General features: G+C 70.8%; 27 protein-coding genes. 20 read left to right on the plus strand and 7 right to left on the minus strand.

What is annotated here, in order from left to right; genetic code table 11:
* Positions 1-81 precede the first annotated feature (81 nt).
* Both DEI98_RS18670 and ftsY read right to left on the minus strand, forming a co-directional pair.
* Positions 82-240, minus strand: coding sequence for a hypothetical protein (locus DEI98_RS18670; RefSeq protein WP_171907827.1), 159 nt, complete (start codon positions 238-240; stop codon positions 82-84).
* A gap of 106 nt (positions 241-346) precedes the next feature.
* On the minus strand, positions 347-1,216 hold the full coding sequence (gene ftsY / locus DEI98_RS10045) for a signal recognition particle-docking protein FtsY (RefSeq protein ID WP_017888268.1): 870 nt from the start codon (positions 1,214-1,216) through the stop codon (positions 347-349).
* 217 nt (positions 1,217-1,433) lie between these two features.
* Between ftsY and DEI98_RS10050 the strand changes: the two genes are divergently transcribed.
* Positions 1,434-2,459 (plus strand): TerC family protein, encoded by a 1,026-nt coding sequence (locus DEI98_RS10050; protein ID WP_110859106.1) that lies wholly within the window; start codon positions 1,434-1,436, stop codon positions 2,457-2,459.
* Positions 2,460-2,537: 78 nt separating this feature from the next.
* Here the strand turns inward: DEI98_RS10050 and lipA are convergent, their stop codons facing one another.
* The gene (lipA, locus tag DEI98_RS10055) at positions 2,538-3,521 is read right to left on the minus strand and encodes a lipoyl synthase (protein WP_111100664.1); all 984 of its coding nucleotides are present in this window, start codon (positions 3,519-3,521) and stop codon (positions 2,538-2,540) included.
* Positions 3,518-4,261 carry a lipoyl(octanoyl) transferase LipB gene (lipB, locus tag DEI98_RS10060; protein WP_111100705.1) on the minus strand — a complete coding sequence of 248 codons (744 nt, stop codon included), beginning with the start codon at positions 4,259-4,261 and terminating at the stop codon, positions 3,518-3,520. Before lipB ends, lipA begins: the two co-directional genes overlap by 4 nt.
* An 84-nt stretch (positions 4,262-4,345) precedes the next feature.
* On the opposite strand from lipB, the gene DEI98_RS10065 reads away from it, so the two are divergent.
* Together DEI98_RS10065 and ffh are read left to right on the plus strand one after the other, a co-directional pair.
* On the plus strand, positions 4,346-5,023 hold the full coding sequence (locus tag DEI98_RS10065; protein WP_111100665.1) for a VOC family protein: 678 nt from the start codon (positions 4,346-4,348) through the stop codon (positions 5,021-5,023).
* Between the two features lie 44 nt (positions 5,024-5,067).
* Positions 5,068-6,618, plus strand: a complete 1,551-nt coding sequence (ffh, locus tag DEI98_RS10070) for a signal recognition particle protein (RefSeq protein ID WP_110863968.1) — start codon at positions 5,068-5,070, stop codon at positions 6,616-6,618.
* Positions 6,619-6,818: 200 nt separating this feature from the next.
* Here the strand turns inward: ffh and DEI98_RS10075 are convergent, their stop codons facing one another.
* On the minus strand, positions 6,819-7,958 hold the full coding sequence (locus tag DEI98_RS10075) for a glutamate--cysteine ligase (RefSeq protein ID WP_181433023.1): 1,140 nt from the start codon (positions 7,956-7,958) through the stop codon (positions 6,819-6,821).
* Between the two features lie 119 nt (positions 7,959-8,077).
* Here DEI98_RS10075 and aroA point away from each other — a divergent pair, with 119 nt between their 5' ends.
* From aroA to trmD, 8 genes are all read left to right on the plus strand, one after another.
* Positions 8,078-11,347, plus strand: a complete 3,270-nt coding sequence (gene aroA, locus DEI98_RS10080) for a 3-phosphoshikimate 1-carboxyvinyltransferase (RefSeq protein WP_111100666.1) — start codon at positions 8,078-8,080, stop codon at positions 11,345-11,347.
* Positions 11,344-12,522, plus strand: coding sequence for an acyl-CoA dehydrogenase family protein (locus tag DEI98_RS10085; RefSeq protein ID WP_111094575.1), 1,179 nt, complete (start codon positions 11,344-11,346; stop codon positions 12,520-12,522). The genes aroA and DEI98_RS10085 overlap by 4 nt, the downstream gene beginning before the upstream one ends.
* Before the next feature lie 83 nt (positions 12,523-12,605).
* Positions 12,606-13,469 (plus strand): SDR family oxidoreductase, encoded by an 864-nt coding sequence (locus DEI98_RS10090; RefSeq protein WP_111029153.1) that lies wholly within the window; start codon positions 12,606-12,608, stop codon positions 13,467-13,469.
* 4 nt (positions 13,470-13,473) lie between these two features.
* Entirely contained in the window at positions 13,474-15,609 is a 2,136-nt protein-coding gene (locus DEI98_RS10095) for an FAD-dependent oxidoreductase (protein WP_111100667.1), read from the plus strand.
* 164 nt (positions 15,610-15,773) lie between these two features.
* Complete coding sequence (gene rpsP, locus DEI98_RS10100; protein WP_027465884.1) at positions 15,774-16,187, plus strand: 30S ribosomal protein S16; 414 nt, start codon at positions 15,774-15,776, stop codon at positions 16,185-16,187.
* Between the two features lie 3 nt (positions 16,188-16,190).
* The gene (locus DEI98_RS10105; protein ID WP_017888258.1) at positions 16,191-16,427 is read left to right on the plus strand and encodes an RNA-binding protein; all 237 of its coding nucleotides are present in this window, start codon (positions 16,191-16,193) and stop codon (positions 16,425-16,427) included.
* 19 nt (positions 16,428-16,446) lie between these two features.
* Positions 16,447-16,992 (plus strand): ribosome maturation factor RimM, encoded by a 546-nt coding sequence (rimM, locus tag DEI98_RS10110; protein ID WP_171907871.1) that lies wholly within the window; start codon positions 16,447-16,449, stop codon positions 16,990-16,992.
* 5 nt (positions 16,993-16,997) lie between these two features.
* Positions 16,998-17,690 carry a tRNA (guanosine(37)-N1)-methyltransferase TrmD gene (gene trmD / locus DEI98_RS10115; protein ID WP_111100668.1) on the plus strand — a complete coding sequence of 231 codons (693 nt, stop codon included), beginning with the start codon at positions 16,998-17,000 and terminating at the stop codon, positions 17,688-17,690.
* A gap of 170 nt (positions 17,691-17,860) precedes the next feature.
* On the opposite strand, the gene map is transcribed toward trmD, so the two are convergent.
* Positions 17,861-18,643, minus strand: coding sequence for a type I methionyl aminopeptidase (gene map / locus DEI98_RS10120; RefSeq protein WP_110863976.1), 783 nt, complete (start codon positions 18,641-18,643; stop codon positions 17,861-17,863).
* A 168-nt stretch (positions 18,644-18,811) separates the two neighbouring features.
* Between map and rplS the strand changes: the two genes are divergently transcribed.
* The 9 genes from rplS (at position 18,812) to DEI98_RS10165 (ending at position 25,830) form a co-directional block, all read left to right on the plus strand.
* On the plus strand, positions 18,812-19,168 hold the full coding sequence (gene rplS / locus DEI98_RS10125; protein ID WP_017888254.1) for a 50S ribosomal protein L19: 357 nt from the start codon (positions 18,812-18,814) through the stop codon (positions 19,166-19,168).
* Positions 19,169-19,291: 123 nt separating this feature from the next.
* Entirely contained in the window at positions 19,292-20,035 is a 744-nt protein-coding gene (lepB, locus tag DEI98_RS10130) for a signal peptidase I (RefSeq protein WP_027465880.1), read from the plus strand.
* On the plus strand, positions 20,032-20,739 hold the full coding sequence (locus tag DEI98_RS10135) for a ribonuclease HII (protein WP_110863977.1): 708 nt from the start codon (positions 20,032-20,034) through the stop codon (positions 20,737-20,739). Before lepB ends, DEI98_RS10135 begins: the two co-directional genes overlap by 4 nt.
* A 45-nt stretch (positions 20,740-20,784) precedes the next feature.
* A complete protein-coding gene (locus DEI98_RS10140) occupies positions 20,785-21,108 on the plus strand; it encodes a DUF2469 family protein (RefSeq protein WP_017888251.1) in 324 nt (107 codons plus the stop codon).
* Positions 21,109-21,225: 117 nt separating this feature from the next.
* Entirely contained in the window at positions 21,226-21,576 is a 351-nt protein-coding gene (locus DEI98_RS10145; RefSeq protein ID WP_017888250.1) for an Lsr2 family protein, read from the plus strand.
* Between the two features lie 163 nt (positions 21,577-21,739).
* The gene (locus DEI98_RS10150; protein WP_244993148.1) at positions 21,740-22,117 is read left to right on the plus strand and encodes a YraN family protein; all 378 of its coding nucleotides are present in this window, start codon (positions 21,740-21,742) and stop codon (positions 22,115-22,117) included.
* Entirely contained in the window at positions 22,114-23,637 is a 1,524-nt protein-coding gene (locus DEI98_RS10155) for a YifB family Mg chelatase-like AAA ATPase (RefSeq protein ID WP_111100669.1), read from the plus strand. Before DEI98_RS10150 ends, DEI98_RS10155 begins: the two co-directional genes overlap by 4 nt.
* A complete protein-coding gene (gene dprA / locus DEI98_RS10160) occupies positions 23,637-24,872 on the plus strand; it encodes a DNA-processing protein DprA (RefSeq protein WP_110863980.1) in 1,236 nt (411 codons plus the stop codon). Before DEI98_RS10155 ends, dprA begins: the two co-directional genes overlap by 1 nt.
* Before the next feature lie 25 nt (positions 24,873-24,897).
* Positions 24,898-25,830 carry a tyrosine recombinase XerC gene (locus DEI98_RS10165; RefSeq protein ID WP_375334814.1) on the plus strand — a complete coding sequence of 311 codons (933 nt, stop codon included), beginning with the start codon at positions 24,898-24,900 and terminating at the stop codon, positions 25,828-25,830.
* Positions 25,831-25,894: 64 nt separating this feature from the next.
* Here DEI98_RS10165 and DEI98_RS10170 read toward each other — a convergent pair whose 3' ends face one another.
* The gene (locus DEI98_RS10170; RefSeq protein ID WP_181438007.1) at positions 25,895-26,503 is read right to left on the minus strand and encodes a murein hydrolase activator EnvC; all 609 of its coding nucleotides are present in this window, start codon (positions 26,501-26,503) and stop codon (positions 25,895-25,897) included.
* Positions 26,504-26,819: the final 316 nt, after the last annotated feature.

Here is a 26,819-nt window from a genome sequence, read left to right on the forward strand (position 1 = left end):
CCCGGACAGACGGGAGGCGCGGTGCCAGCTGGCACCGCGCCTCCCGTTCTGTCAGGTGCGTCCGGACAGGACGCCGGGTCGCTACGCGCGACCGCGGATCGTCCGGAGCAGCCAGCCGATGACCGCCAGCAGGATGAGCACGATGCCCACCCAGAGCAGGAACTTCAGCGCACCGACGAAGATGCCGCTGAAGAGCAGGACGAGGCCGACGATGATCGCGATGATCAGCAGTGCGGGCATGAGGGTCTCCTATCCCTGGAACGAGACCGAGCAGATGCCCGGGCCGACAGGGACGCTACTCCTCGGCGTGCCGACGCGTTCGCTCAGCCGACGAGATCGCGTTCGCTCAGCCGACGAGGTTCTGCACGAACACGTGCGGCGTGAAGCCCGTCAGGTCGTTGATGCCCTCGCCCTGCCCGATGAGCTTGATCGGGATGCCGGTCTTCTCCTGCACGCTCAGCACGAACCCGGCCTTGGCCGAGCCGTCGAGCTTCGTGATGACGAGGCCGGTCACACCGGCGCCCTCGATGAAGGCCTGGGCCTGGGCGAGTCCGTTCTGGCCCGTCGTCGCGTCGAGGACGAGTAGAACCTCGCTGATCTCGGTCTGCTTCTCGACCACGCGCTTGATCTTCGTGAGCTCGTCCATCAGGCCGGCCTTGGTGTGCAGCCGCCCGGCGGTGTCGATGACGACGATCTCGGTCTGGTCGCGGATCGCCTTCTCGACGGTCTGGTACGCCACCGACGCCGGGTCCTGCCCGGGCTGCGACGGACGGACGACGTCGACGCCGGCGCGCTGGGCCCAGGTGGCGACCTGCTCGACCGCCGCGGCGCGGAACGTGTCCGCCGCCCCGACGAGCACCGTGCGGTCGTACGTCTTCAGGAACTTGGCGAACTTGCCGATCGTCGTGGTCTTGCCGACGCCGTTCACCCCGACGACGAGCACCACGGCGGGCCGCGCGCTGAGCTTCAGGGTGGTGTCGAGCTTGGAGAGCCGTTCCTCGAGGACTTCGCGGAGCATGCGCTGCAGGTCGGCGGGGTCGGTCGTGCCGTACCGGTCGACGCGGGCGTGCAGGTCCTCGATGATCTCCTCGGAGATGTCGGGCCCGAAGTCGGCGCCGATGAGGGCGGTCTCGAGGTCCTCCCACGTGGTCTCGTCGATCGTCTTGCGCTGGAAGAGGCCGCGCAGCCGTGTGGACAGTGACCAAGAACTCGCCATGCTCCCAGCTTAGAGCGCGGCACATGTCCGCTGTGCCCGGTATGCTCGGGATCACGAAGGGGAGTATTCCCTCTCGGTGACCCCGTCAGTACGGTCCGGAACGATCCGGCCCCGGGGCGCCGGTCGTGCGACACCGGTTCCGGTGCCGAGCGACGGAAGAGACCTTCAGGCCTCGGCGTACCCGCACAGCAGCGGCACGCCCTACCTGAAGGAAACCGTGGACGTCCCACTCTTCGTCTGGCTCATCACGATCGCCGGCATCCTCGCGCTGCTGGTGTTCGACTTCTACTCGCACGTCCGCACGCCGCACGTGCCCCACATCCGCGAATCCGCGTTCTGGTCGGCCTTCTACATCGGGCTGGCGATCCTGTTCGGCATCGGCATCCTGGTGTTCGGCGGCGGGCAGGCCGGTGGCGAGTACTTCGCCGGCTGGCTGACCGAGAAGGCGTTGTCGGTCGACAACCTCTTCGTCTTCCTCATCATCATGTCGAGCTTCGCCGTGCCGAAGGAGTTCCAGCAGAAGGTCCTGCTGGTCGGCGTCGCGATCGCGCTCGTCGCCCGCGGCGTCTTCATCGCCCTCGGCGTCACGATCATCGAGAACTTCTCGTGGGTCTTCTACCTGTTCGGTGCGCTGCTGTTCTGGCTCGCCTGGTCGCAGGCCCGCAGCGGCAACGACCACGGCAGCGAGGGCGAATCCCGGCTCATCCGGATCCTCAAGCGCATCATCCCGACCTCGGACCACTACGACGGCGACCGTCTGACCACCCGCGTCGACGGCAAGCGGCTGTTCACCCCGATGCTGCTCGTCATGGTCGCGATCGGCCTGACCGACGTGCTGTTCGCGCTCGACTCGATCCCCGCGATCTTCGGGCTGACGCAGGACGCCTTCATCGTGTTCACGGCGAACGCGTTCTCGCTGCTCGGTCTCCGGCAGCTGTACTTCCTGATCGCCGGGCTGCTCGAGCGCCTCATCTACCTGGGTCAGGGCCTGGCCGTCATCCTCGCGTTCATCGGTGTGAAGCTCGTCTTCCACGCCATGCACGTCAACGAGCTGCCCTTCATCAACGGCGGTGAGCACATCGAGTGGGCGCCGGAGATCCCGATCTGGTTCTCGCTGGGCTTCATCGCGCTGACGATCGCGGTCGCCACGACCGCGTCGCTGGTGGTCTCGAAGCGCCGCCAGGAGCGCGGGCTCACCCCGACCGGCCAGCCGAAGGAGTCGGTCGAGGCCGACGCGAAGTAGTCGTCACCACCTGACGGACGGGAGGCGCGGTGCCAGCTGGCACCGCGCCTCCTGTCCGTCCGTGTGTCGGCCGGAGCGTCAGACGGCCTGGCGACCAGGGGTCGCGTCGAGCAGGTGGGCCAGGTGCTCGGGAACCGAGCCGCCGCGGGCCACCGTCGCCCGTGCCCACAGCCGACCCGCCCGGTACGACGACCGGACCAACGGTCCGGCGAGCACCCCGGCGAAGCCCATCTGCTCGGCGACCTGGCGGAGCTCGACGAACTCCTCCGGCTTGACCCAGCGCGCGACCGGCAGGTGCCGGGGCGACGGGCGGAGGTACTGCGTCAGCGTGATGATGTCCGTGCCCGCGTCGTAGAGGCGCTGCAGGGCGTCCTCGATCTCGACGCGCTCCTCGCCCATGCCGAGGATCAGGTTCGACTTCGTGACGAGTCCGGCGTCGCGGCCCTGGGTGATGACGTCGAGGGAGCGTTCGAACGTGAACGCCGGCCGGATCCGCTTGAAGATCCGCGGGACGGTCTCGACGTTGTGGGCGAAGACCTCGGGACGGGCGTCGAACACCGGGCCGAGCTGGTCCGGTCGCCCGTTGAAGTCCGGCACCAGGATCTCGACGCCGGTGCCGGGGGAGTGCTCGTGGATCGCCCGGATGGTCTCGGCGTAGAGCCAGGAGCCGCCGTCGGGCAGGTCGTCGCGTGCGACGCCGGTCACGGTCGCGTACCGCAGGCCCATCTCCGCCACGGAGTCCGCGACCCGGCGGGGCTCGTCACGATCGAGCGGTTCCGGCTTGCCGGTGTCGATCTGGCAGAAGTCGCAGCGACGGGTGCACTGCGAGCCGCCGATCAGGAAGGTGGCCTCGCGGTCCTCCCAGCACTCGAAGATGTTCGGGCAGCCGGCCTCCTGGCAGACCGTGTGCAGCTGCTTGTCGCGCACCAGGCTCGACAGCTCGCGGAACTCCGGACCCTGGGTGGCACGGGTCTTGATCCACGCGGGCTTCGTCTCGATCGGGGTCTCGGCGTTCCGGGCCTCGACCCGGAGCATGCGGCGGCCTTCGGGGGCGAGGGTCATACGAGGGTCTCCTGTCGGGCGGGCGCGGTGCTGGTGCTCGTGCTGGTGCTGGTGCTGGTGCTGGGGGCCGTCGTGCTGATCCGGCGGCCGCTGTGCATCCCGTCGACGGCCTGTCGGACGCGGTCTGCGACCAGGGGTGCGAGGTCGTCGACGGTCACGCGGGCACGCCCCACGTGCGCCGCCGCGGCGCTCAGCGTCGTGACCCCGGCGTCCGCGATGCCGCACGGGACGATCGCGGAATAGGCGTCGAGGGCGTTGTCGCAGTTGATCGCGATGCCGTGGCTCGTCACGCCCTCGGCGACGTGCAGGCCGATCGCGCCGACCTTGGCGGCGGGGGACCCGTCCGTGCCCGGCACCCAGGCGCCGCTGCGACCCGCGACCCGTTCGGCGTGCACTCCGACGGCAGCCGCGGCGTCGATGACGACCTGCTCCAGGTCGCGCACCCAGGCGACGACGTCGAGGGGTTCGGCGAGCCGGACGATCGGGTAGGCGACCAGTTGCCCCGGCCCGTGCCAGGTGATGCGTCCGCCACGGTCGGTGTCGACGACCGGGGCGCCGTTCGTCGGCAGGTCGGACGGTTCGGTGCGGCGTCCGGCGGTGTACACGGACGGGTGCTCGCAGAGGACGAGGGCCCCGGGGGAGCGGCCGGCGACGACGTCGGCGTGCAGGTCCCGCTGCAGGGCGAGGCCGTCCGCGTAGTCGAGCAAGCCGTGGTGGCGGACGATCTCGAGTTCCGGCATGCGGCGAGCGTACGACAGTTTCTGGACGGCGTCCAACAACCGGGTGCTTGACCTCAACAATGGTTGAGATGGTCCGATGAGGACATGGACATCCGACAGGTACAGCTCGCCACCCGATCGCTCGCCGACACCGCCCGGTTCTACGAACGACTGGGGTGCTCGGTCGAGATCGTCGACGCCACGGCGCGCATCGTGGTGGGGTCGACGCTCCTCGTGTTCCGCGAACTGCCGGAGATGACCGGAGCCCTGCACCTGGCGATCACGATCCCCACGGGGGCCTTCGACGCGGCCAAGGCCTGGATCGCCGGGCTGACGACGGTGCTCGGTACGGATGACCAGGACGAGTTCGAGGGGCCGCCGAACTGGAACTCGCGGTCGGTCTACTTCGAGGGGCCCGACCAGCAGCTCCTCGAGCTCATCGAGCGGCGGGACCTCGAGTCGGGCGCCCGGCGCGCCGGCGACGGTTCCGGCACCGGCACCGGCACCGTCGTCCCGCTCGTCTCGGTCAGCGAGGTCGGCATCCCCGTCCCCGACGTCCTCGGCGCCGTCGAGGCCCTGCGACGCGCCGGTCTCGAGCCGTACGCCAACCCGCCGGGGGAGTCGTTCGCGGCGGTGGGCGACGTGGACGGTCTCGTGATCCTGGTGTCGCCCGACCGACGCTGGTTCCCGACCGGTGACCGGAGCCCGTCGAGCGCGCCGGTGGTCATCGACGTGGGGCTCGGGGCGCCGCTCGAGCTGACCGAGGGTGTCCTCCTGCGGTGAACGGGCCGGTGTCGTCGGCGGGAGCCTTGTAGAATCGACGGATCATGGCGCAATTCGGTTCACTCTCCGATCGGCTGACCGAGACCTTCCGCAATCTGCGGAGCAAGGGTCGGCTGACTCCGTCCGACGTCGACGGCACCGTCCGCGAGATCCGGCGGGCGCTCCTCGACGCCGACGTCGCGCTCGAGGTCGTCAAGGCGTTCACCGCATCGGTGCGCGAGCGTGCCCTCTCCGACGAGGTCAACCGTGCGCTCAACCCGGCGCAGCAGGTCGTCCAGATCGTCAACGAGGAACTCGTCGGCATCCTGGGCGGGCAGCAGCGACGGCTCGAGTTCGCGAAGAAGCCGCCGACGGTCATCATGCTCGCGGGTCTGCAGGGTGCCGGTAAGACCACCCTCGCGGGCAAGCTCGGCAAGTGGCTCAAGAAGGACGGCCACACCCCGATGCTCGTCGCGGCGGACCTCCAGCGTCCGAACGCTGTGCAGCAGCTGCAGGTCGTCGGCGAGCAGGCCGGCGTGCACGTGTTCGCGCCCGAGCCCGGCAACGGTGTCGGCGACCCGGTCAAGGTCGCCAAGAACGCCATCAAGGCCGCGATCGACCAGCAGTACGACACCGTCATCGTCGACACCGCCGGTCGACTCGGTGTCGATGCCGAGCTGATGAAGCAGGCCGCGAACATCCGCAAGGCCGTCGACCCGGACGAGGTCCTGTTCGTCATCGACGCGATGATCGGTCAGGACGCCGTCAACACGGCCCGTGCCTTCCAGGAAGGCGTCGACTTCACGGGTGTCGTGCTCTCGAAGCTCGACGGTGACGCCCGTGGTGGCGCCGCCCTGTCGGTGGCCAGTGTGACCGGCCGCCCGATCATGTTCGCGTCGACGGGTGAGTCGCTCGACGACTTCGAGCCGTTCCACCCGGACCGCATGGCGAGCCGCATCCTCGACCTCGGCGACATCCTGTCCCTCATCGAGCAGGCGCAGGGCGCCTTCGACGAGGAAGAGGCGCGCAAGGTCGCGGACAAGATCGCGACCGACAACTTCACGCTGAACGACTTCCTGCAGCAGATGCAGCAGCTCCGCAAGGCCGGCTCGATCAAGGGCATGCTCGGGATGCTCCCGGGAGCGAAGGGCATGCGCGAGGCGCTCGACAACTTCGACGAGCGCGAGATCGTCCGCACCGAGGCGATCATCCAGTCGATGACGCCCCAGGAGCGCGAGCTCCCGAAGCTCCTGAACGGTTCGCGCCGTCTGCGCATCGCGCGCGGTGCCGGATCGACGGTCACCGAGGTCAACGCGCTGGTCAACCGCTTCGAGCAGGCCGCCAAGATGATGAAGACCGTCGCCCGCGGTGGCGTGCCGCAGATGCCGGGCATGGGTCCGATCCCGGGCATGCACGGCGGCAAGAAGCAGCAGCAGGGCGGCAAGAAGAAGTCGAAGGTGGGCAACCCCGCCAAGCGCGCGGCTTTGGCTGCCGGCGCTTCGGCTGCGCCGCAGCAGGCCCCGCAGGGGTCCGGCCTCGGCCTCGGCGGCGCCAAGGGCGGCAAGGCACCCACCGAGGAAGAGCTCGCGTCGCTGCAGAAGTTCCTGGGTCGCTGACGCGGCTCGCGATCGCGACCACCTGACGGACGGGAGGCCCGGTGCCAGCTGGCACCGGGCCTCCCGTCCGTTCGTGGTCGCGCCGCGACGTTCCTTCCCCTCGCACGCGCGATGGAAAGTGGAATCGGGCGTCCCTGGTCGAAAGGAACGACCAGGTACGCCCGATTCGACCAGGTACGCCCGATTCGGTTCGGTCGCGGCTAGAGCGCTTCGCGGAACTCCGTCACCAGGTGGCGGACGACCTCGCGCAGGTCGCCGCCGTTCTCCTGCGCGACCTGCAGCTGCCGCTGGTACGAGGCACCGCGCTCGATCATCGTGTCGAGGTGGTGCAGTTCGTCCTGGCAGCCGAGCCGTTCGGCGATCGGGTCGAGCCGCTGCACCAGGTCGTGCACCTCGTCGGTCACGAGCCGTTCGTCGCCGGCGACGTTCGTGATGATCTCGGCCTCCATGCCGTAGCGGGCCGCGCGCCACTTGTTCTCGCGGATGAACCACGGCTGCATGGTGGGCAGGGTCTCACCGGCGTCGAGCCGGTCCGAGCAGGCGGTGACCAGGCACTGGACGAGCGCGGTGACGGCGCCGACCTCGTGCAGGGTCGAGATGCCGTCGGACACCCGGTTCTCGAGGGTGCCCCAGCCCGGCGAGGGGCGGATGTCCCAGCGCAGGTCCTTCACGCCGTCGATGACGCCGGTGTGCGTGAGGTCGCCGACGACCTCTTCGAAGTTCGCCCAGGCGCCGAGCTGCGGCGGGAGCCCGCCGGTCGGGAGCTGCTGGAACATGAGGGCGCGGTTCGAGGCGTACCCGGTGTCGGTGCCGCCCCAGAACGGGCTCGACGCGGTGAACGCCTGCAGGTGCGGGACGTAGGCGAGCATCGCGTTCATGATCGGGACGGCCTTGTCGCGGTCGTCGATGCCGACGTGCACGTGCACGCCCCAGATGAGCATCTGGCGTCCCCACCAGCGGGTGCGGTCGATCAGGGTCGTGTAGTGCTCGCTGTCCGGGGTGATCTCCTGCTGGTCCCACACCGCGAACGGGTGCGTGCCCGAGCACATCACCTGGGCGTCGAGCGGTTCGGCGGCGTCGATGACCTCGCCGATGATGCCGGACAGCTCACTGGTCGCAGCCCCCACGCGGTCGTGGACGCTCGAGACGACCTCGACCGTGTTGGTCAGCAGCTCCTCGGTGACGCGGTCGTGGTCGCCGAGCCGCTCGTGCACGGCGGCGATGACGGCGGGGGCGCGGGGAGCGAGGTCGCCGGTCGACCGGTCGACCAGGGGGAGTTCCCACTCGACGCCGATGGTCGACGGGCGGGACTCGGTGAAGCGGATGTCCATGCCGTCCATCCTGCCCGGGTCCTTGTCGGACACGCACAACGAAGCGTTGTCCCGATCGTGCGGATCGTCCTGCAACTAGTTCCACTGTGGGCGTACCGTTGAAATGTTCCTACAGGGAAGAGGTACGCATGCAGTTGGTGGTGCGCGGGACGAACGCCCCGCTCGTCGGAGAACTCGACATCCCGGTCTCGAAGTACCACGCGCACCGCGCGCTGGTGCTCGCGTCGCTCGCGAAGGGGACGAGTGTCGTCTCCGGGGTGAGCGCGACGCGACAGGTGGAGTGGACCGTGGGCACGCTCCGCGCCCTCGGCGTCGACGTCAAGCGTCGCGGGAACGCGTACCACGTGACCGGGCTGGGCGGCCGGTACCAGGCGACCGACGTCGTGGACCACGGCTCGCGCGGTGCCGACGGACTGCTCAACATGGGGTCCTCGGGCACCACGCTCTACTTCATGACCGGGCTCGCCTCGCTGGCCGACCGCCCGATGACCCTGTCGGGCATGAAGTACTTCCAGCGCCGGCCGATCAAGGCGCTGCTCACCTCGCTGATGCAGATGGGGGTGGAGCTCGAGGCGACGAACGACTGCCCGCCCGTCATCGTGCAGCCGAAGCGTCCGCGCGGCGGTGACGTGACGATCGCCGGCACCCTGTCGCAGTGGGTGTCCGGGCTGCTGCTCGTGGCGCCGTTCGCCGAGCACGAGACCCGGATCCACATCACCGGCGGGCGGCTCAACGAGCAGCCCTACGTCGAGCTCACCGTGCGGATGATGCGGCAGTTCGGCCTGACGGTGGAGGTCTCCGACGACTGGCTCGAGTACCGGATCCCGGCGGGCCAGCAGGCCACCCCGCACGACTACGTCATCCCGCCCGACATCGGCTCCGCAGCGTTCGGCATCGCGGCGGCCGGCACCCGCGAGTCGAACGTGCTGCTGCGGGGCATGACGGCCACGACGACGGCCGAGACCGACCACCCGGAGAGCGAGTTCCTGGACCTCGCGACCGCGATGGGTGTCCCGATGCGGATCGACGAGGAGACCGGCTTCGTCAGGATCGAGCACGACGGGTCCCCGCTCCGGCCGCTCGACGTCGACTGCCGTCCGATCCCGGATCTGCTGCCCGTGCTGTCCACGATGGCGACCTTCGCCGAGGGCACGAGCCGACTGTGGAACGTCGCGCACATCCGGCTGAAGGAGTCCGACCGCGTGGCGGCGATGCTCCAGCTCAACCGGATGGGCGGCCGTGCCGAGCAGGGTGCGGACGAGCTGCGGGTCACCGGCGTCGGCGCGGCCGGGCTGCACGGAGCGCCGATGTCCTCGTTCAACGACCACCGCGTGCTGATGTCGCTCGCGGTCGCGGCCTCGGGTGCCGACGGGGTGTCCGGCCTGACCTACCCCCGTGCCTACCGGATCTCCTACCCGACGTTCCTCGAGGCGATGAACTCCGTCGGGCTCGACATGTCCGTCGGCGACCGGCTCGCGGCCCAGGCGGCGCGGGACGACCGGATCGACGCCGCAGAGGCCGACGGGGTCCGCACGCACCTGGGCACGCCCCTCGAGACGTCTGCGGCGCCCGAGCCAACAGAGCAGCCGCTCGCGCAGCCCACCGCGCAGCCCACCGCCCCGCAGCCCGCAGCACAGCCCGCCGCCCCGCAGCCCACCGCCCCGCAGCCCGCCGTCGCCGTGCCCGAGCTCGCCGGCGTCGACGCCGACCCGCTCGTCCTGAGCGAGCGGGTCCGCGCCCTGTCCCAGACCGACCCCGACGGCCTGGCCGTGATCGAGGTCGGCGGTGCGACCCCCGCGAACACCACGTGGAAGGAGCTGCAGGACGAGGCCGACCGGGTCTCCGCCCTGCTGCTCGAACTCGGCGTGCGCACGGGTGAATCCGTCGCGATGCAGCTGCCGAACTGGCGCGAGTTCGTGTCGATCACCCTCGGTGCGATCCAGATCGGCGCCGTCGCGACCCCGATCATGCCGGTGTTCGGCCCCCGCGAGACCACGATGACGCTGGCGCGTTCGAAGGCCCGCGTGGTCTTCCTGCCGAACGTGTTCCGGAAGCGCCGTCCAGCGCTCGAACTCCTCGACGTCATCGACGAGGCCGCCGCGCAGGACCGCCGCCTGTCGCTCGAGCACGTCATCGTGCTCCGCGCCGAGGCCCGCGGGCAGGGGGACACCCCGACGAACCAGCCGCCGCTGCCCGCCGACGCCCTGGAACGGGTCGTGGCGAGCGACTGGCACTGGCGCTACTTCGAGAACGCCCTCGCCGCCGTGCACGTCGACGTCGACGAGATCGCGTCGCACGCTCCCGGGCCGGACGACGTCTGCCAGCTGCTCTTCACCTCCGGCACCACGGGGGAGCCGAAGGGCGTGCAGCACCCGCACCGCACGCTCGGGCTCGCGACCGCCATGCACGTGGCGCAGTCCGGGCTGACCAGCGCCGACCGCATCTACATCCCGTCGCCGCTCGCCCACCAGACCGGGTTCCTGTACGGCATGCTGCTGGCGTTCCGGCTCGGTGCCCCGCAGGTCATCCAGCCGGTGTGGGACGGCCGCGTCGCACTCGAGCAGGCGTTCGGCGTCGCACGGGCGTCCTTCGTGCAGTGCGCGACGCCGTTCCTGACCGACCTCGTCGACCTGGTCGAGGCCGGTGCTCCGCAGCCCGAGTCGCTCCGGATCTTCGTGCCGACGGGCGCCGCGGTGCCCCGTGCACTGGCTCAGCGGGCGAGCACGGTGCTCGGCAGTGCCATCCTCGGCGCCTTCGGGACGAGCGAGACGTGTCTCGGGGCCCTGTCCAGCCCGAGCGACGACCCCGCCGACGCCTACGGCCACGACGGCCGGGCGCTGCCGGGCATCGCGATCCGCATCGTCGACGACGCGGGGATCGAGCTGCTCGCCGGGACCGAGGGCAACTTCGAGCTGCACTCGCCGACGATGTTCGCGGGCTACCTGGACCGCCCAGACCTGACCGACGACGTGTTCACCGCGGACGGCTGGTACCGGACCGGCGACCTGGCGAAGGTCGACGAGAAGGGCTTCCTGTCGATCACCGGGCGCGTGAAGGACGTGATCAACCGCGGCGGCGAGAAGATCCCCGTCGTCGAGATCGAGAACCTGCTGTACCAGCACCCGCTGGTCACGGACGTCGCGATCGTGGCGATGCCGGACGAGCGGCTCGGCGAGCGTGCCTGCGCCTGGGTCGTGAACGCCCGCGCGGACGAGCCGCTCGGCTTCGCCGGGATGCAGCAGTACCTCGACACGGCCGGCGTGAGCAAGTACTACTGGCCGGAGCGACTCGAGTACACCACCGAGCTGCCGCGCAACGCGGTCGGCAAGGTCCAGAAGAACATCCTGCGCGAGCAGGCGGCCGCGCTCGTCGCGACGAAGGAGAACGAGACACGATGACGATCGTCGAGCAGACGAGCACGGGCTTCGACGAAGCCGCCTTCCAGCAGCTCAAGGCCGAGGTCACCGAGTGGGTCCGCGGCCCCGGTGAGGAGTGGGCGGACGAGATCGAGCGCACCGGCCGGGTCGCTCCCGAGCTGTTCCAGGAGCTCAAGGACAAGGGGTGGCTCAGCCTCGCTGCCCCGACCGAGCTCGGCGGACGGGCCATCCCGTTCTCGCGCTACCTCGAGATCATGGAGGTCGTCTCCCGCTCGCACGCCTCCATCCGCATGCTCGTGCACGTCATCAACGGCACCTGGCGCGCGATGGCCCCCTACGCGACGCCGGAGCAGATCGAGCAGGTCGTCAAGCCGTCCGTCGCCGGTGACACGCTCGTCGCGTTCACCCTGACCGAGGCCACCGCGGGCACCGGAGCGGACATCCGCACGACCGTCCGGCGCGAGGGCGACACCTACGTGATGAACGGCGAGAAGCACCTCATCACCTTCGGCGTCAAGGCCGACTACTGGCTCATCGCCGCCCGCCTCGAGGGGACGAGCGGCCAGGACGGCACGGTCGCGTTCCTCATGCCGAACAACGGGCTGCCGGGTGCCGAGGTGATCGACGACTCCGACACCATGGGCATCCGCGGCACCGACCACGCGATCCTGCGCTTCACCGACGTGCCCGTCCCGGCGAGTGCACTGCTCGGCGCCGAGGGCCAGGGTCTCGAGGTCGCGCTCGGCGGCTTCCTGCTGCCGAGCCGGGTGTCCGTCGCGATGAGCGCCGTCGGGCTCGCGGAGCGGGCGAACGAGCTCGCCGTCGAGTACGCGAACAAGCGTGAGACGTTCGGCAAGCAGCTCTCCAGCCGCCAGGCGATCCAGTTCTACCTGGCCGAGAACTACGCCGACATCGCCGCAGCACGCGCCCTGGTGCTCGAGGCCGCTCGCGCCTACGAGGAAGACCGTCCCGACGCCGGCACCCTGTCCAGTGCCTCGAAGATGGTCGCCGTCGACATGCTCGCGCGCGTCACCGACAAGGCCCTGCAGGTGCACGGCGGGCAGGGCTACTGGAAGCGCAACGCCATCGAGCGCGTCTACCGCGACGCACGCGCGCAGCGCTTCGAAGAGGGCACCAACGAGATCCAGAAGCTGGTCGTCGGCCGCGCCGTCGTGACCGGCAAGGCCGGGTTCTAGACCGCAACCAACCACCGGACTGGAGGCCCGTGGCGGGCCCGCCCCGCGCCTCCCGTCCGTCCCCACGCACGCAAAGGACCGCAGTGACCGACAGCACCAACGCACCCATCGCACTCAGCTCGCCCATCGCACTGATCACCGGCGCTTCGCGCGGCATCGGCCGCCTGCTCGCGCAGAAGCTCGGCCAGCGCGGCGTCACCGTCGTGGTGACGTACAAGGGCAACGCCGACCTGGCCGAGGAGTCACTGGCCGACGTCAGGGCGGCCGGCGGCGACGGCATCACGGCGCAGGTCGACATCGAGCAGCCGGAGTCGATCGACGCCCTGTTCGACCTGGTGCGCGACACCTACGGACGCCTCGACATGTTCGTCGCGAACGCCGCCGCCAGCGCGTTCAAGCCCGTCGCCGACCTCAAGCTGCACCACCTCGACCGCAGCTACGCCACGAACGCCCGCTCGTTCGTGCTCGGCGCCCAGCGCGCCGCGGAACTCATGGACCGGGGTGGCCGCATCGTCGTCGTGACCTCGTACGGATCACTCCGGGCATTCCCGACCTACGCCGCACTCGGTGCCGCCAAGGCCATGAGCGAGGCGTACATGAAGTACATGGCGGTGGAGTTCGGTCCGCGTCAGATCACGGTCAACGCGGTGAACGGCGGCCTCATCGACACCGACTCGCTCGAGTACTTCTACACGAAGGTCCCCGGGCAGGCGCCGATGGACACCGTCCTCGAGAAGCTCCCGCTGCAGCGCCCTGGGACGGCCGATGACATGGCCGACGCCGTCGACTTCCTGCTGTCGGACAAGGCCGGGTACATCACCGGGCAGGTGCTCTCGGTCGACGGCGGGCTGACGGTCATCGCACCGCCGTACTGGTCGGACACGACGTCGCCCCTCCGCGACGCGGTGCTGCCGGCCGACGCTCCGGCCGCGGACACCGCAGAATAGGCGCATGAGCAGCGTCGCTTCCGCCCCCGTCGTGCCGGAGTCCCTCCGGAGGGTCGCGTCACCCTGGACCCTCGGCCCCCTGCACCTGGCGAACCGGGTGGTGATGGGGTCGATGCACACCGGGCTCGAGGTACACGACGACGGTGGAGCCGGCATGGCCGCCTTCTACCGTGAACGGGCGGCCGGCGGAGCGGCGTGCATCATCACCGGCGGCATCGCGGTGAACGACGAGGCCCGCGGCGGTCCGGACTTCGCGGTGTTCGGCGTCGGGGGAGCCGACGAGCGGTTCCGGGTGGCGGTCGACGCCGTGCACGACGAGGGCGGGACCATCCTGGCGCAGCTGTTCCACGCCGGGCGGTACGCGCTCGCGTCGGGCATGGTCGACCGGCACGGCGACCAGCAGCGCGTCGTGGCGCCCTCGGCCCTGCCGTGGGCGGCCGCCCGCGGTGTGGTGCCGACCGAGCTGACGTCGGCCGAGGTCGAGCGCACCATCGAGGAATTCGCCGCCGCGGCCCGCACCGCCCGCACGATCGGGTTCGACGGCGTCGAGATCATGGCGTCCGAGGGGTACCTGATCAACCAGTTCCAGTCACCGCTGACGAACCTGCGCGACGACGAGTGGGGCGGTGACGCGGAACGGCGTCGGCGCTTCACGATCGAGGTCGTCCGGGCCGTGCGCGCCGCGGTGCCCGAGCTCGCCGTGACGATCCGGCTGTCCGGCGCCGACCTGATGCCCGGCTCGTCGACCGAGGACGAGGTCGACGCGCTCGTGCACGACCTGCTGCCGCTCGGACTCGACGGCATCTCGGTGGGCATCGGCTGGCACGAGTCCCGCACCCCGACCGTGCAGGCCTCGGTGCCGCACGGGGCCTGGCTGGCGTACGCGACACGGATCGCCGCGGTGGTGCGCGCGTCCCCGTACCCGGACGTCCGCGTGATCGCCTCGAACCGGATGACGGACCTGCGCGACGGCGAGGCGGTGCTCAGCGACGGCCTGATCGACGCCGTCGCCCTCGCCCGGCCGTTCCTCGCCGACCCCGCCATCGTGTCGCGCTCGCTCGCGGGCGGGTTCGCCCTGGTGAACACCTGCATCGGCTGCAACCAGGCGTGCCTCGACCGTTCGATCATCGGCGCACCGGTGTCCTGCCTCGTGAACCCCCGTGCCGCCCGCGAGGTCGCGTTCCCCGCTCGCCCGACCACCGACCCGAAGCGCGTCGACGTCGTCGGTGGCGGACCGGCCGGGCTCGCCGCCGCGGTGGACGCCGCACGTCGGGGCCACGACGTCACCGTCTGGGAGGCCTCCGACCGCCTCGGCGGCCAGTTCGGCCTCGCCGCACTCGTCCCGGGGAAGGAGGACTACGCCGCCACGGTGCGGTCCGCCCGCGCCGAGCTCGCGGAGCGGGGCGCCACGATCCACCTCGGACGCCCGGCGACGGCTCGGGACCTCGTCGACAGCGACGCCGTCGTGCTCGCGGCCGGGGTCGTCCCGCGGAGCATCGACGTCCCCGGCAGCGACCTGCCGCACGTGCTGTCCTACGAGCAGGCCCTGCGGAACGGCGTACCCGAGGGCACCGTCGCGATCATCGGCGGCGGCGGCATCGGCGTGGACACCGCGGCGTTCCTGACCGAGTCGCCCGACGAGGTCGTCCGGGCCGCCGAGTTCGCGGCCCGGTGGGACCTCGACGTGTCCGAGGAGCTCGTCGGCGACGTGCCGCAGCGCCTCCCCGCGGCACGGCGCACCACCCGACCGGGGTCCCAGGTGACGGTGCTCCGGCGTTCGGGCAAGTTCGGCCAGGGGATCGGCATCACCTCGCGCTGGGTCGCGATCGGTCGGCTGCGGGACGCCGGGGTGCGGATGGTCGGCGGCGTGCAGGAGTACCTGCGCATCGAACCCGGGGTGCTCTGGATCCACGACGAGCACGGGGACGAGGTCGGCGTCCCGGCGGACACCGTCGTGGTCTGCGCCGGGCAGGAGCGCGCGACCGACGCCGAGGGCGACGCGCCTGACGGACTCGTGACGGGCCTCCAGGCCGCCGGCGTGCCGTACGCCGTCGTCGGCGGTGCGCGTGACGCACGGAGCGTGGACGCGGTCCGGGCGACGTCCGAGGCCCTCGAAGCGGTGCGGCGGCTCGCGCCGTAGCGAGTCGGCTCGCATCACGGCCGGGAATCTGCAAGAATGAACGGTCGAATCGCCGCAGCTCGACCCTCTATCCAGCTGTGAGCGATCTCTCTCGAGCTTTCGCCGTGTGTGCCCCCACGCCCGCGGTTCCAGTTCAACCACAACGAAAGCAAACAGGAGCAATTGTGGCTGTCAAGATCCGTCTGAAGCGTCTCGGTAAGATCCGTGCGCCCTACTACCGCATCGTCGTCGCCGACTCGCGCACCAAGCGCGATGGTCGTGTCCTCGAGGAGATCGGTCAGTACCACCCGACCGAGGAGCCCTCGGTCATCAAGATCGAGTCCGAGCGTGCGCTCTACTGGCTCGGCGTCGGCGCGCAGCCGACCGAGCAGGTCGCGGCCCTCCTCAAGCTGACCGGCGACTGGGCCAAGTTCAAGGGCGAGAAGGACACCGAGTCCAAGGTCAAGGTCGCCGAGCCGAAGCCGGCCTTCCAGGTCGACTCCTCGAAGAAGGCCGTGCTCAAGCCGAAGTCGGAGAAGACGGCTCCCGCCGCCAAGGCCGACGACGCCGAGACCGCCGACGAGACGACCGAGGCGTAGTCCTTGCTCGAATCCGCGCTGACGCACCTCGTCAAGGGGATCGTCGATCACCCTGACGACGTGCGCGTCGCCAGCTCCACCTCCCCACGCGGCGAGGTCCTCGAGGTGCGCGTGCACCCCGAGGACCTCGGCCGCGTGATCGGTCGCGCCGGGCGCACCGCCAAGGCGCTCCGCACGCTCGTCACGGCCCTGGCCGACGGCAAGCGCGTGCGGGTCGACGTGGTGGACACCGATTCCTAGGGAGACGACCCAGCTCCGGGTGGGTCGAATCACGAAGGCGCACGGGCTCAAGGGCGGCATCAAGCTCGAGCTCTACACCGACGACCCGGATCGTCGGTTCACCCCGGGCGCCACCTTCACGCTCCAGGTCCCCGACGACTCACCGTGGTCGGGCAAGACCCTCGAGCTCGACGAACTCCGCTGGTACAACGGTCACCCCGTCGCGTTCTTCGCCGGGATCGACGACCGCACCGCGGCCGAGTCCCTGGCCCGCATCATCCTCTGGGTCGAGCAGGACGCCGACGCCGAGACCGGCGAGGACGACGCCTGGTACGACCACCAGCTCGTCGGGCTGAAGGTCCTGCGTGACGGCGTCGAGGTCGGCACCGTCGCCCGTGTGGACCACATGCCCGCCCAGGACCTGCTCGCGATCGACACGCCGTCCCGCGGCGAGGTCCTCGTGCCGTTCGTCTCGGCCATCGTGCCCGCGGTCGACATCGCGGCCGGCACCGTCACGGTCACGCCGCCGCAGGGCCTGTTCGAGGATCCCGAGGACACCTCACGCCCCGAGACGGTCACGGACTAGTCCCCGTGCGGATCGACATCGTCACGATCTTCCCGGAGTTCTTCTCCGTGCTCGACGTGTCCCTGCTGGGCAAAGCCCGCTCCGGCGGGCTGCTCGACCTGCACTTGCACGACCTGCGATCGTGGACCACCGACCGGCACCGCACCGTCGACGACACCCCGTACGGCGGTGGCGCCGGCATGGTGATGAAGCCGGAGCCGTGGGCGCAGGCGCTCGAGGCGCTCTTCCGCCCCGACGGCTCGTCGACCCTGGTGGTCCCGACGCCGGCCGGCACGCCCTTCACACAGTCGATTGCGCGGTCGCTCGCGTCGACGTCGGAGCACCTCGTGTTCGCCTGCGGGCGGTACGAGGGCATCGACGCCCGCGTCTTCGAGTGGGCGTCGTTGCGCGCCACCGTCGTCGAGCTCTCGCTCGGCGACTACGTGCTGAACGGTGGCGAAGTCGCGGCGATGGCCATGATCGAGGCCGTCGGACGACTCGTCCCCGGCGTCGTCGGCAACCCCGAGTCGCTGGTCGAGGAGTCCCACGAGGACGGTCTGCTCGAGTACCCCTCGTACACCAAGCCCGCGTCGTGGCGCGGCCTCGACGTCCCCGACGTCCTGCTCAGCGGGCACCACGCCCGCGTCGGTGCCTGGCGGCACGAGCAGCAGCTGGAGCGGACGCGGCGCGTCCGTCCGGACCTGCTGCCCGACGCGTAGCGTCACCCGTCTCGCGAAAGCGACAGATCTCCGCGGAACATCCGCGGAGATCTGTCGCTTTCGCTGTTCTGACGGTCCGCGGGTCGCGATATCTGTCGCTTCCGTGGGCTGGGGACGACGCGTGACGGACTGGAGGTGCGGTGCCAGCTGGTGCCGCGCCTCCAGGCTCGCTACTGGTCGCGCTGGGCGCGACGCAGGGTCAGGACCTCGGGGCCGGCCTCGGTGACCGCCACGGTGTGCTCGACGTGCGCGGCACGCGAGCCGTCGACACTGCGCAGCGTCCAGCCGTCGTCGTCCTGGTAGAGCTCGTCGGTGGTCTGCATGAGCCACGGCTCGATCGCGACGACCAGACCCGGCCGGAGCTTCAGGCCGCGACCCGGACGGCCGTCGTTCGGCACGTGCGGGTCCCCGTGCATCGTGCGACCGACGCCGTGCCCACCGAACTGCAGGTTCACGTCGTGACCGGCCTGGTGCGCCACGTGACCGATGGCGTGCGAGACGTCGCCGAGCTTGTTGCCGGGAGCCGCCTGGGCGATGCCGGCGGCCAGTGCCCGTTCGACCGTGGCGATCAGTGCCTGGTCCTCGTCGCGCGGTGTGCCGACCTGGACGCTGACGGCGGAGTCCGCGACCCAGCCGTCCACGCTCGCGGCGAAGTCCAGGCTCACCAGGTCGCCGTCCTGCAGGGTACGGTCGTGCGGCAGGCCGTGCAGGGCGGCGTCGTTCACCGAGGTGCAGAGGTTCTTGCCGAACGGCGACATGCCGAACGACGGGTGGTAGTCGACGTAGCAGCTCTCCGCGCCGCGTTCGGCGATCATCCTGGCCGCGACGCGGTCGAGGTCGAGCAGGTTGACGCCGACGTCGACGGTCTCGAGCAGCTCGTCCAGGACGTCGGCCACGAACCGTCCGGCGACGCGCAGTCCGTCCAGCTCGGCGGGGGTGCGGAGTTCGATCATGGGTCCATCCTCGTCGTTTTGTCTCCAGCGCTCTCTGTGGCAGTATTGAACGCTGTGCCCTGGCTGGACTCTGCCACGGGGGAGTCGCCGACACCGGGCACGCACCACCACTTTCCGAACCTTCGATCCGCGGCGACCCGTGCGCGTCCGCAGAGAGTGAAACCCACCATGAGCCAGCTCCTCGACAACGTCGACGCAGCATCGCTGCGTACCGACGTCCCGGACTTCCGTCCCGGCGACACCATCAAGGTGCACGTCAACATCATCGAAGGCACGCGCTCGCGTATCCAGGTCTTCCAGGGAGTCGTCATCGGCCGTCAGGGCCACGGCATCGGCGAGACCTTCAAGGTCCGCAAGGTGAGCTTCCAGGTCGGCGTCGAGCGCTGGTTCCCGGTGCACTCGCCGATCATCGACCACATCGAGATCGTCACCAAGGGTGACGTCCGTCGTGCGAAGCTCTACTACCTGCGCGAGCTCCGCGGCAAGGCGGCCCGCCGCAAGATCAAGGAGAAGCGCGACGCCTGATCGCCTTCACAGTGAACGTCCGCGAGCCGGACGCCGCTGCGAGCCCCTCGTCCATGTACGGTTGTGCATCGACGGGGGGCTCTTCCCATTTGCGGGGAGTCAGTGGTTCGAACGAGAGCGGAAATGACGGACACGACAGAGGATTCCGGGCGCAGGCCACGTGCCGAGAAGCAACGGAACGGTGTCCTCACATTCCTCCGCGACCTCGTCATCATCTTCATCGCGGCACTGCTCGTGTCGTTCCTGGTGAAGACGTTCCTGATCCGGTCGTTCTACATCCCGTCGGCGTCGATGGAGAACACGCTCCAGATCAACGACCGCGTCATCGTGAACGAGCTCGTCCCCGGCGCCGTGGCACTGAAGCGGGGAGACGTCGTCGTCTTCAAGGACCCGGGCGGTTGGCTCACCGGGTCCGAGGTGCCGAGCGTCACGCCGGACACCCAGCCCGCGAAGGCCATCGACTGGGCACTGACCCAGGTCGGTCTCGGCACCGGTGACAGCGACGACCACCTGATCAAGCGCGTCATCGGTCTGCCCGGTGACAAGGTGTCCTGCTGCAACGACCTCGGGCAGATGTCGGTGAACGGTGTGCCGATCAAGGAGCCGTACCTGAAGCTCCCCGCCGGCGCCCCGGCCTCGGCGACCGACTTCTCGGTCACCGTGCCGAAGGGCACCATCTGGGTGATGGGCGACAACCGGAACGACTCGAAGGACTCCCGGTACAACGGCGACACCCCGTCGAAGGGCTTCGTCCCGATGTCCGACGTCACGGGTCGCGCGTTCGTCATCTCGTGGCCGGCGAGCCGCTGGACGTGGCTCGACGACCACCCCGAGGTGTTCGCCGGCGTGGAGGAGCGCGACGAGTGACCGCCGTCCGTCCGTCGCTCCGGCTCGAGAAACGTCTGCTCGCCGAGGGCCGCGTGACGGTCATCGGCATGGACGAGGTCGGCCGTGGCGCCATCGCCGGTCCGGTCGGCGTCGGTGTGGCCGCGGTGACGCTCGACATCGGTCGTGTGCCCCAGGGGCTCGCGGACTCGAAGCTGCTGTCGGAGGCGCGCCGGACCGACCTCGTGCCCGTCGTGCAGCGCTGGGCGCGCACGGCGGTCGGCATGGCCTCGGCGGACTTCGTCGACCAGCAGGGCATCGTGCCCGCTCTCGGTGCAGCCGGTGCGCAGGCGCTCGGCTCCCTGGTCGCCGACGGGGTGTCCCTCGACGGCGCGGTGGTGGTGCTCGACGGCTCGTTCGACTGGTTGAGCCGTGCGCTGCCCGCGTCGCTCCGTCCGGCCGCCGACCCGCTCGAGGTCGTCGTCCGGGTCAAGGCCGACCGCGACTGCGCCTCGGTGGCCGCGGCGTCCGTGGTGGCCAAGGTCGCTCGTGACGCGCTCATGATCTCCGCGCACGACGAGGCTCCGCACTACGGGTGGGTGTCGAACAAGGGCTACGGGTCGACGGCGCACTACGACGCGATCCGGGCGATCGGGGCGCACGCGCTGCACCGGAAGTCGTGGCTGCACCAGGCCTCGAGCGTCGCGCTGGACGGGTTCGACGAACTCGACGCCCTCGCCGGTTGAGCCCGTCGTCCGCACGGGCCTCCGTCGCCGTAGACTGTGGGCGCAATGGATGAGGACGAATTCGACGACTACGACCGCGAGGTCGAGCTGGCCCTGTACCGCGAGTACCGCGACGTGGTGTCGCAGTTCCGTTACGTGGTCGAGACGGAGCGCCGTTTCTACCTGGCGAACGAGGTCGAACTCGTGCGCCGTGACACGGAGCACGACTTCTACTTCGAACTGACGATGAACGACGTCTGGGTCTGGGACGTCTACCGTTCCGACCGGTTCGTCAAGGGTGTCCGGGTACTCACGTTCAAGGACGTGAATGTCGAGGAACTCACGACGCGGGAACTCGAACTGCCGAAGGAACTCGCACTCGACGAGTGATCGTCAATTTCCTTTCTCCTGCTTCTTTCTCGGTGAATCGCCGCTGATCCGGACCGCCAGGGAAATGTGCGCGCTATTCTGATGGGGAAATAACCGCCCCACGAACAGGAGCACCCCATGGCACAGAAGGTCACCGTCCAGCTCGTCGACGACCTCGACGATTCCCCCATCACCACCGGTGAAGGCCGGACGGTCGAATTCGCGTTCGACGGCTCGTCGTACGAGATCGACCTGTCGAACGACAACGTCGACAAGTTCCGCGAGGCGATCTCCGACTACATCGCCGCAGCGCGCAAGGTCTCCGGTCGTCGCACCGGCGGCGGGTCCGCGCCGAAGTCCGCCCCGAAGCGCGGCAACTCCGAAGAACTCGGCAAGATCCGCGAGTGGGCCAAGGAGAACGGGTACGAGGTCTCCTCCCGCGGGCGCATCTCGACGCAGGTGCAGGAAGCCTACGCAGCAGCGCACTGACGCTCGTCGCAGCGGGACCCGGGTGATCTCGATCGCCCGGGTCCTTCTTCTTTCCTCCACAGGGGCAATTCGTCCGCACTGATTCCACAGACTCTCCGAGTTCGCCGATCGGTGTGTGCGTTCCGGAGATCGTTGTCGTGGAGGCAACGACATGGAACAAGACGTGCAACGAGCACCGGGGCGGTCGCTCCGGAACGGCCGACTCGGACGATTCGGTGAAGAGCGAGCGGTGGCCTGGCTCGAAGCCCGGGGATTCCGCGTGCTCGAGCGGAACTGGCGATGTGCGCGCGGTGAGATCGACATCGTCGCGTGGGATTCCTGCACGCTCGCCTTCATCGAGGTGAAGACCCGTTCCGGTGCCGCCACCGGTCACCCGTTCGAGGCGATCACGGCGGCGAAGCTCACCCGGATGCGGCGACTCGTGCCCGAGTGGTTCGACGCGCATCCCGAGGTCTCGGCGCGCGCGGTCCGGGTGGACGTCGTCGCGGTCCACGTCGACGGGCCCCGCACGGTCGTCGAGCACCTGGCTGGTGTCCTGTGACGGGCATCGGGCGCGCTGCCGCGGTCGCGCTGCTCGGGGTCACCGGTCGGCGGATCGAGGTCGAAGCGCACCTGACCAGTCAGCTCCCGGCGTTCAGCATCATCGGTCTGCCCGACACCTCGTTGGGTGAGGCACGGGAACGTGTGCGATCCGCGGCGGCGAACGCGGGGTGCCCGCTGCCCGCCCGCCGGATCACCGTGAACCTGACCCCGGCGGCGATCCCGAAACGCGGTTCGGGGTTCGACCTCGCCATCGCGATGGCCGTGCTCGCCGGTGCCGGTCTCGCGCCGGACGTCTCGGAGCGCATCGTCTACATCGGCGAGCTCGGCCTCGACGGGCGGGTGCGTCCGGTCCCCGGCGTGATCCCGATGTTGATCGCCGCGCGCGACGCCGGTGTGGACCGCGTCGTGCTGCCCGTCGGCAACCTGACCGAGGCCCGTGTGGTCGGCGGGGTCCGGATCCGGGGCGTGGACTCGCTGCGGGCGGCGGCGATCGACGCCGGGGCGCTCCTACCGACGGTCGAGGTCGACCCGGTGCTGCCGGTCCCGGTCACGGCCGTGCCGCGTCCCGTGGCCGAGCTGTCGGACGTCGTGGGGAACCCGGTCGGCGTCCGAGCACTCATCGCCGCGGCGGCCGGGGGACACCACGCACTGCTGCTCGGGCCACCGGGCGCCGGCAAGACCATGCTCGCCGAACGGCTGCCCGGGTTGCTGCCCGACCTCGACGACGAGACCGCGCTCGAGGTCGCCGCGGTCCGGTCCGTCGCCGGGCTGGGTCCCGCGTCGTGGAGCACGAAGCCACCGTGGGAAGCCCCGCACCACTCCGCGTCGGCGGTCTCGCTCATCGGCGGCGGGTCGGGGGTCCTGCGTCCCGGAGCCGTGTCGCGCGCCACCGGGGGCATCCTGTTCCTCGACGAGGCACCGGAGTTCCCGCGGTCCGTGCTCGACGCGCTCCGGCAACCGCTCGAGTCCGGGCGGATCACGATCCACCGTGCGGCGGGAGCGGCCGAGTTCCCCGCACGCTGCCAGGTCGTCCTGGCGGCGAACCCCTGTCCGTGCGGCAACGCCGGTGGTGCGCACGGGCAGCCGTGCGAGTGCTCGCCGAGCACCGTCCGCCGGTACCTCGGCCGCATGTCCGGGCCGCTGCTCGACCGGATGGACATCCGGGTGCTGGTGCCCCGGGTGACGACGGGTCGGATGCGGGACGCGGACGGCAGCACCCCGACGACGGCGGTCGCGCGTGCGGCGGTCGCGGCAGCACGAGCCCGCATGGCGGAGCGACTGCACGGCACAGGATGGAAGCGCAATGCCGAGGTCACCGGGACGTGGCTCCGAGCCGAGGGACGTATCGAACCCGGGTCGACGGCGGACCTCGACCGCGCACTCGACCTCGGGACCCTGACGATGCGCGGGTGGGACCGTGTCATGCGCCTGGCGTGGACGCTCGCCGACCTCGACGCGGTGGAGCGGCCCACGGGCGCGCACGTCCGCGGCGCCTTGGCCCTGCGGAGCGCGCTGTGATGCTGGCGGGCAGGGAGCTCCTCGACACGGTGGCGCGCCTGCTGGGACGGAGCGGTGCCGCGGTGGATCCGGTGCAGGCCGCGGCACGGGTCGCCTGGTCGGCCATCGTCGAACCGGGGGACTCCGTCGCCGGAGAGCTCCTCACCGGCCTCGGACCGGAACGTGCGCTCGGTGCGGTGCTGCTCGCCGCGGACGGAGACTTCGATTCGCTGCTGGGATGTTGCGTCGACGCCGAGGTGCCGGGTGCGGAGGACCCAGCGGTGCTGCTCGGCGTGCTGCAGACCGCGGTGGAACGCTGGCGGCCCCGATTGGCCGCTGTCGAGGTGGGCGACGTGCTCGCGGCGGCCGGTGCGGTCGGAGCCGGACTGCTGGTCCCCGAGAGCGACGGGTGGCCGCCCGCGATGGACGACCTCGGGCCGCACGCCCCGGTGGTCCTCTGGACGCGCAGCACGGGTGCGCGCCTCGGCGACGGGACGCCGGCGCTGGGCGTCGTGGGGTCCCGGGCGAACACGGTGGCCGGTGCCGAGGCCGCGGCGGAGATCACCTCGACGTCTGCGGACGCGGGATTCCTCATCGTGAGCGGGGGTGCCTACGGCATCGACGCGGTGGCGCACCGTGTCGCCGTCGCCGCCGGGACGCCCACGGTCGCCGTCCTGGCGGGTGGCATCGACCAGCTCTACCCGGTGGGCAACGCGCAGCTGCTCCACAACGTGGCGCGGCAGGGGGCGCTGCTCGCTGAGTCGGCACCGGGGACGCGACCGACGCGGTGGCGTTTCCTCGCCCGGAACCGGCTGATCGCCGCGCTGGCCGACGTCACGGTCGTGGTCGAAGCGGGCGCCCGGTCCGGGGCGCTCAACACGGCCCACCACGCAGCGCAGCTCGGCCGGCCGGTGTTCGCGGTCCCGGGAGCGTTCGCGTCCTCGGCATCGGTCGGGTGCCACCGGCTCATCGCGCAGGGGCGGGCGCAGATCGTCGTGCACCCCGGCGATCCGGTCGCGGCGGCGAGACCGGCGACCGGGACGAGCGGGGGAGCGGTGCCGGACGAACCGCTCCTGTCCGGTCGGCAGGACCCCGAGGTGCTCCGGGTGCTCGACGCGCTCGGTCGTCGCGCTCTGCCCGAAGCCGAGATCGCCCGTCGGGCAGGCATGTCGACGGCCGACGTCGCCGACGCGCTCGCCCTGGCGCAGCTGCAGGGACTCGTCGTCGCGAGCGGCGGCGGGTGGGGGCGGGCATGACGGTCGACAGCCGTACGCTGACGTCGTGGTTGCGCGGACGGACGGTCGACTGGTGATGGCGGTGGACGCCTTCCTCGGGCATGCCCGGCACGCGCGGGGCCTCAGCGAGCAGACCCTGCGCGCGTACGCCAACGACCTCGAGCAGCTCGTGGCCTTCGCGGACACCCGAGGGGTCGACCGCGTCGCCGACGTCGAGCTCGAGCTCCTCCGTGACTGGCTGTGGGACGCCGACCACCGGGGGCTCGCCCGGTCGACGATCGCTCGGCGGTCCTCGTCCGTGCGGGCGTTCACGCGTTGGGCGAGCGAGACCGGGGTGACGACGACCGACGCCGGGGTCCGGCTCCGTGCACCGAAGGGCGGGGCGCACCTTCCCCGCGTCGTGTCGGCCGACCAGGTGCGCGCCCTGCTCGACGGGCTCGGTGCCCGAGCGGCGACGGACGACCCGGCGGCGCTGCGGGACCTGGCCGTGGTCGAGCTCCTGTACGCCGCGGCCATCCGGGTCAGCGAACTCGTCGGGATCGACGTGACCGACGTCGATCGCGGACGCCTGACCGTGCGGGTGCTCGGCAAGGGCGGCAAGGAACGCGTGGTGCCGTTCGGGGTGCCGGCACGGGACGCACTCGAGGCGTGGCTCGAGCGCGGACGGCCCGCCCTCGCAGCACGGGCGGAGGGACCGGCAGGCACGGCGCTGTTCCTCGGCGACCGTGGCGCCCGACTCGGCGTCCGCAGTGCCTACCGCGTGGTGGCGCGGTTGCTCGGTGACCTGCCGGGCGAGGGCCCGAGCGGGCCGCACACCTTCCGGCACACCGCGGCGACGCACCTGCTCGACGGGGGAGTGGACCTGCGCGCGGTGCAGGAGCTCCTCGGTCACGCCAGCCTCGGCACGACGCAGATCTACACGCACGTGTCGTCGGCCCGGCTGCGCGAGGTCTACCGGACGGCGCACCCGCGCGCCTGACGCTGCGCCGACGTGCGTCCCGTCCGGTTCCAGTCGGTTCCCGGTCGGTCCCGGGCGGCTCCGCTCAACCGGGCCATGCCGACTCGGGCAGGAGCACCGGCCACTCGGCCGGTGGCAGGTACGCCATCGGGTCGACGTAACGACCGTCGACGCGAGCACCGAGGTGCAGGCACGGCGCCGACGCCGGACAGTGCCCGACCGAGACACGGCCGACCGGCGCGCCCTGCACGACCTCGTCGCCGGCGGCGACCAGGGGCGTCACCGAGTCGAGCGTGCTGACCAGTCCGTCGCCGTGGTCGATCGTCACGACGGTGCGGCCACCGACCGCGCCGGCGAACGCCACGGTGCCGTCGTCCACCGCCGAGGCGGTGCTGCCGAGGGCGGCCGGGACGTCGAGGCCCCGGTGGCCGGCGGCGTAGTCCGAGGACGGCGCTTCCCAGGCGCGCTCGACCACCCGCGATCCGGTGGGCCAGACCCAGCGAGCCTCGACCCGGCCCGAATCGGTGGCAGTGCCCACCGACGCCCCGGAGCCCACCGACACCCCGGAGCCCACCGACGCCTCGGAGCCCACCGACGCCCCGGCTCCGAACACCGCCGTCCCGCTCAGCACGGTCACGCTCAGCACCGCCGCGCACACCACGGACAGCAGGACGGGACGTGCGTTCGATCGCATGTCCCCAGCCTGGGCGGTGGAACCCGGCCCCGGGGCGGGCGTGGGCGATCCGTGGAGGGGGAGTCGCGCCTCCAGGCTTGGGGAGGAACGTGCCGAGGACGGAAACGACAGAACCGACGTCGTACGACGGCGACAGTGTCGTTCCGCGTCGCCGCTCAAGGCCCGCGCCGTCCCGATCACGCCCCGGTTATGACCAGATCCCGAGCGAGGAGTACAGTCGGGGCCGCTCCGGAACACGCAACGCCGCTCGGACGGCGAACCAGCCGACCGCCGGGGCACCGTGCTGCACAACTGCACGGCGGCAGAACCCAGGAGC

It is taken from the genome of Curtobacterium sp. MCLR17_034, assembly GCF_003234485.1.
Taxonomy (GTDB): Bacteria; Actinomycetota; Actinomycetes; order Actinomycetales; family Microbacteriaceae; genus Curtobacterium; species Curtobacterium flaccumfaciens.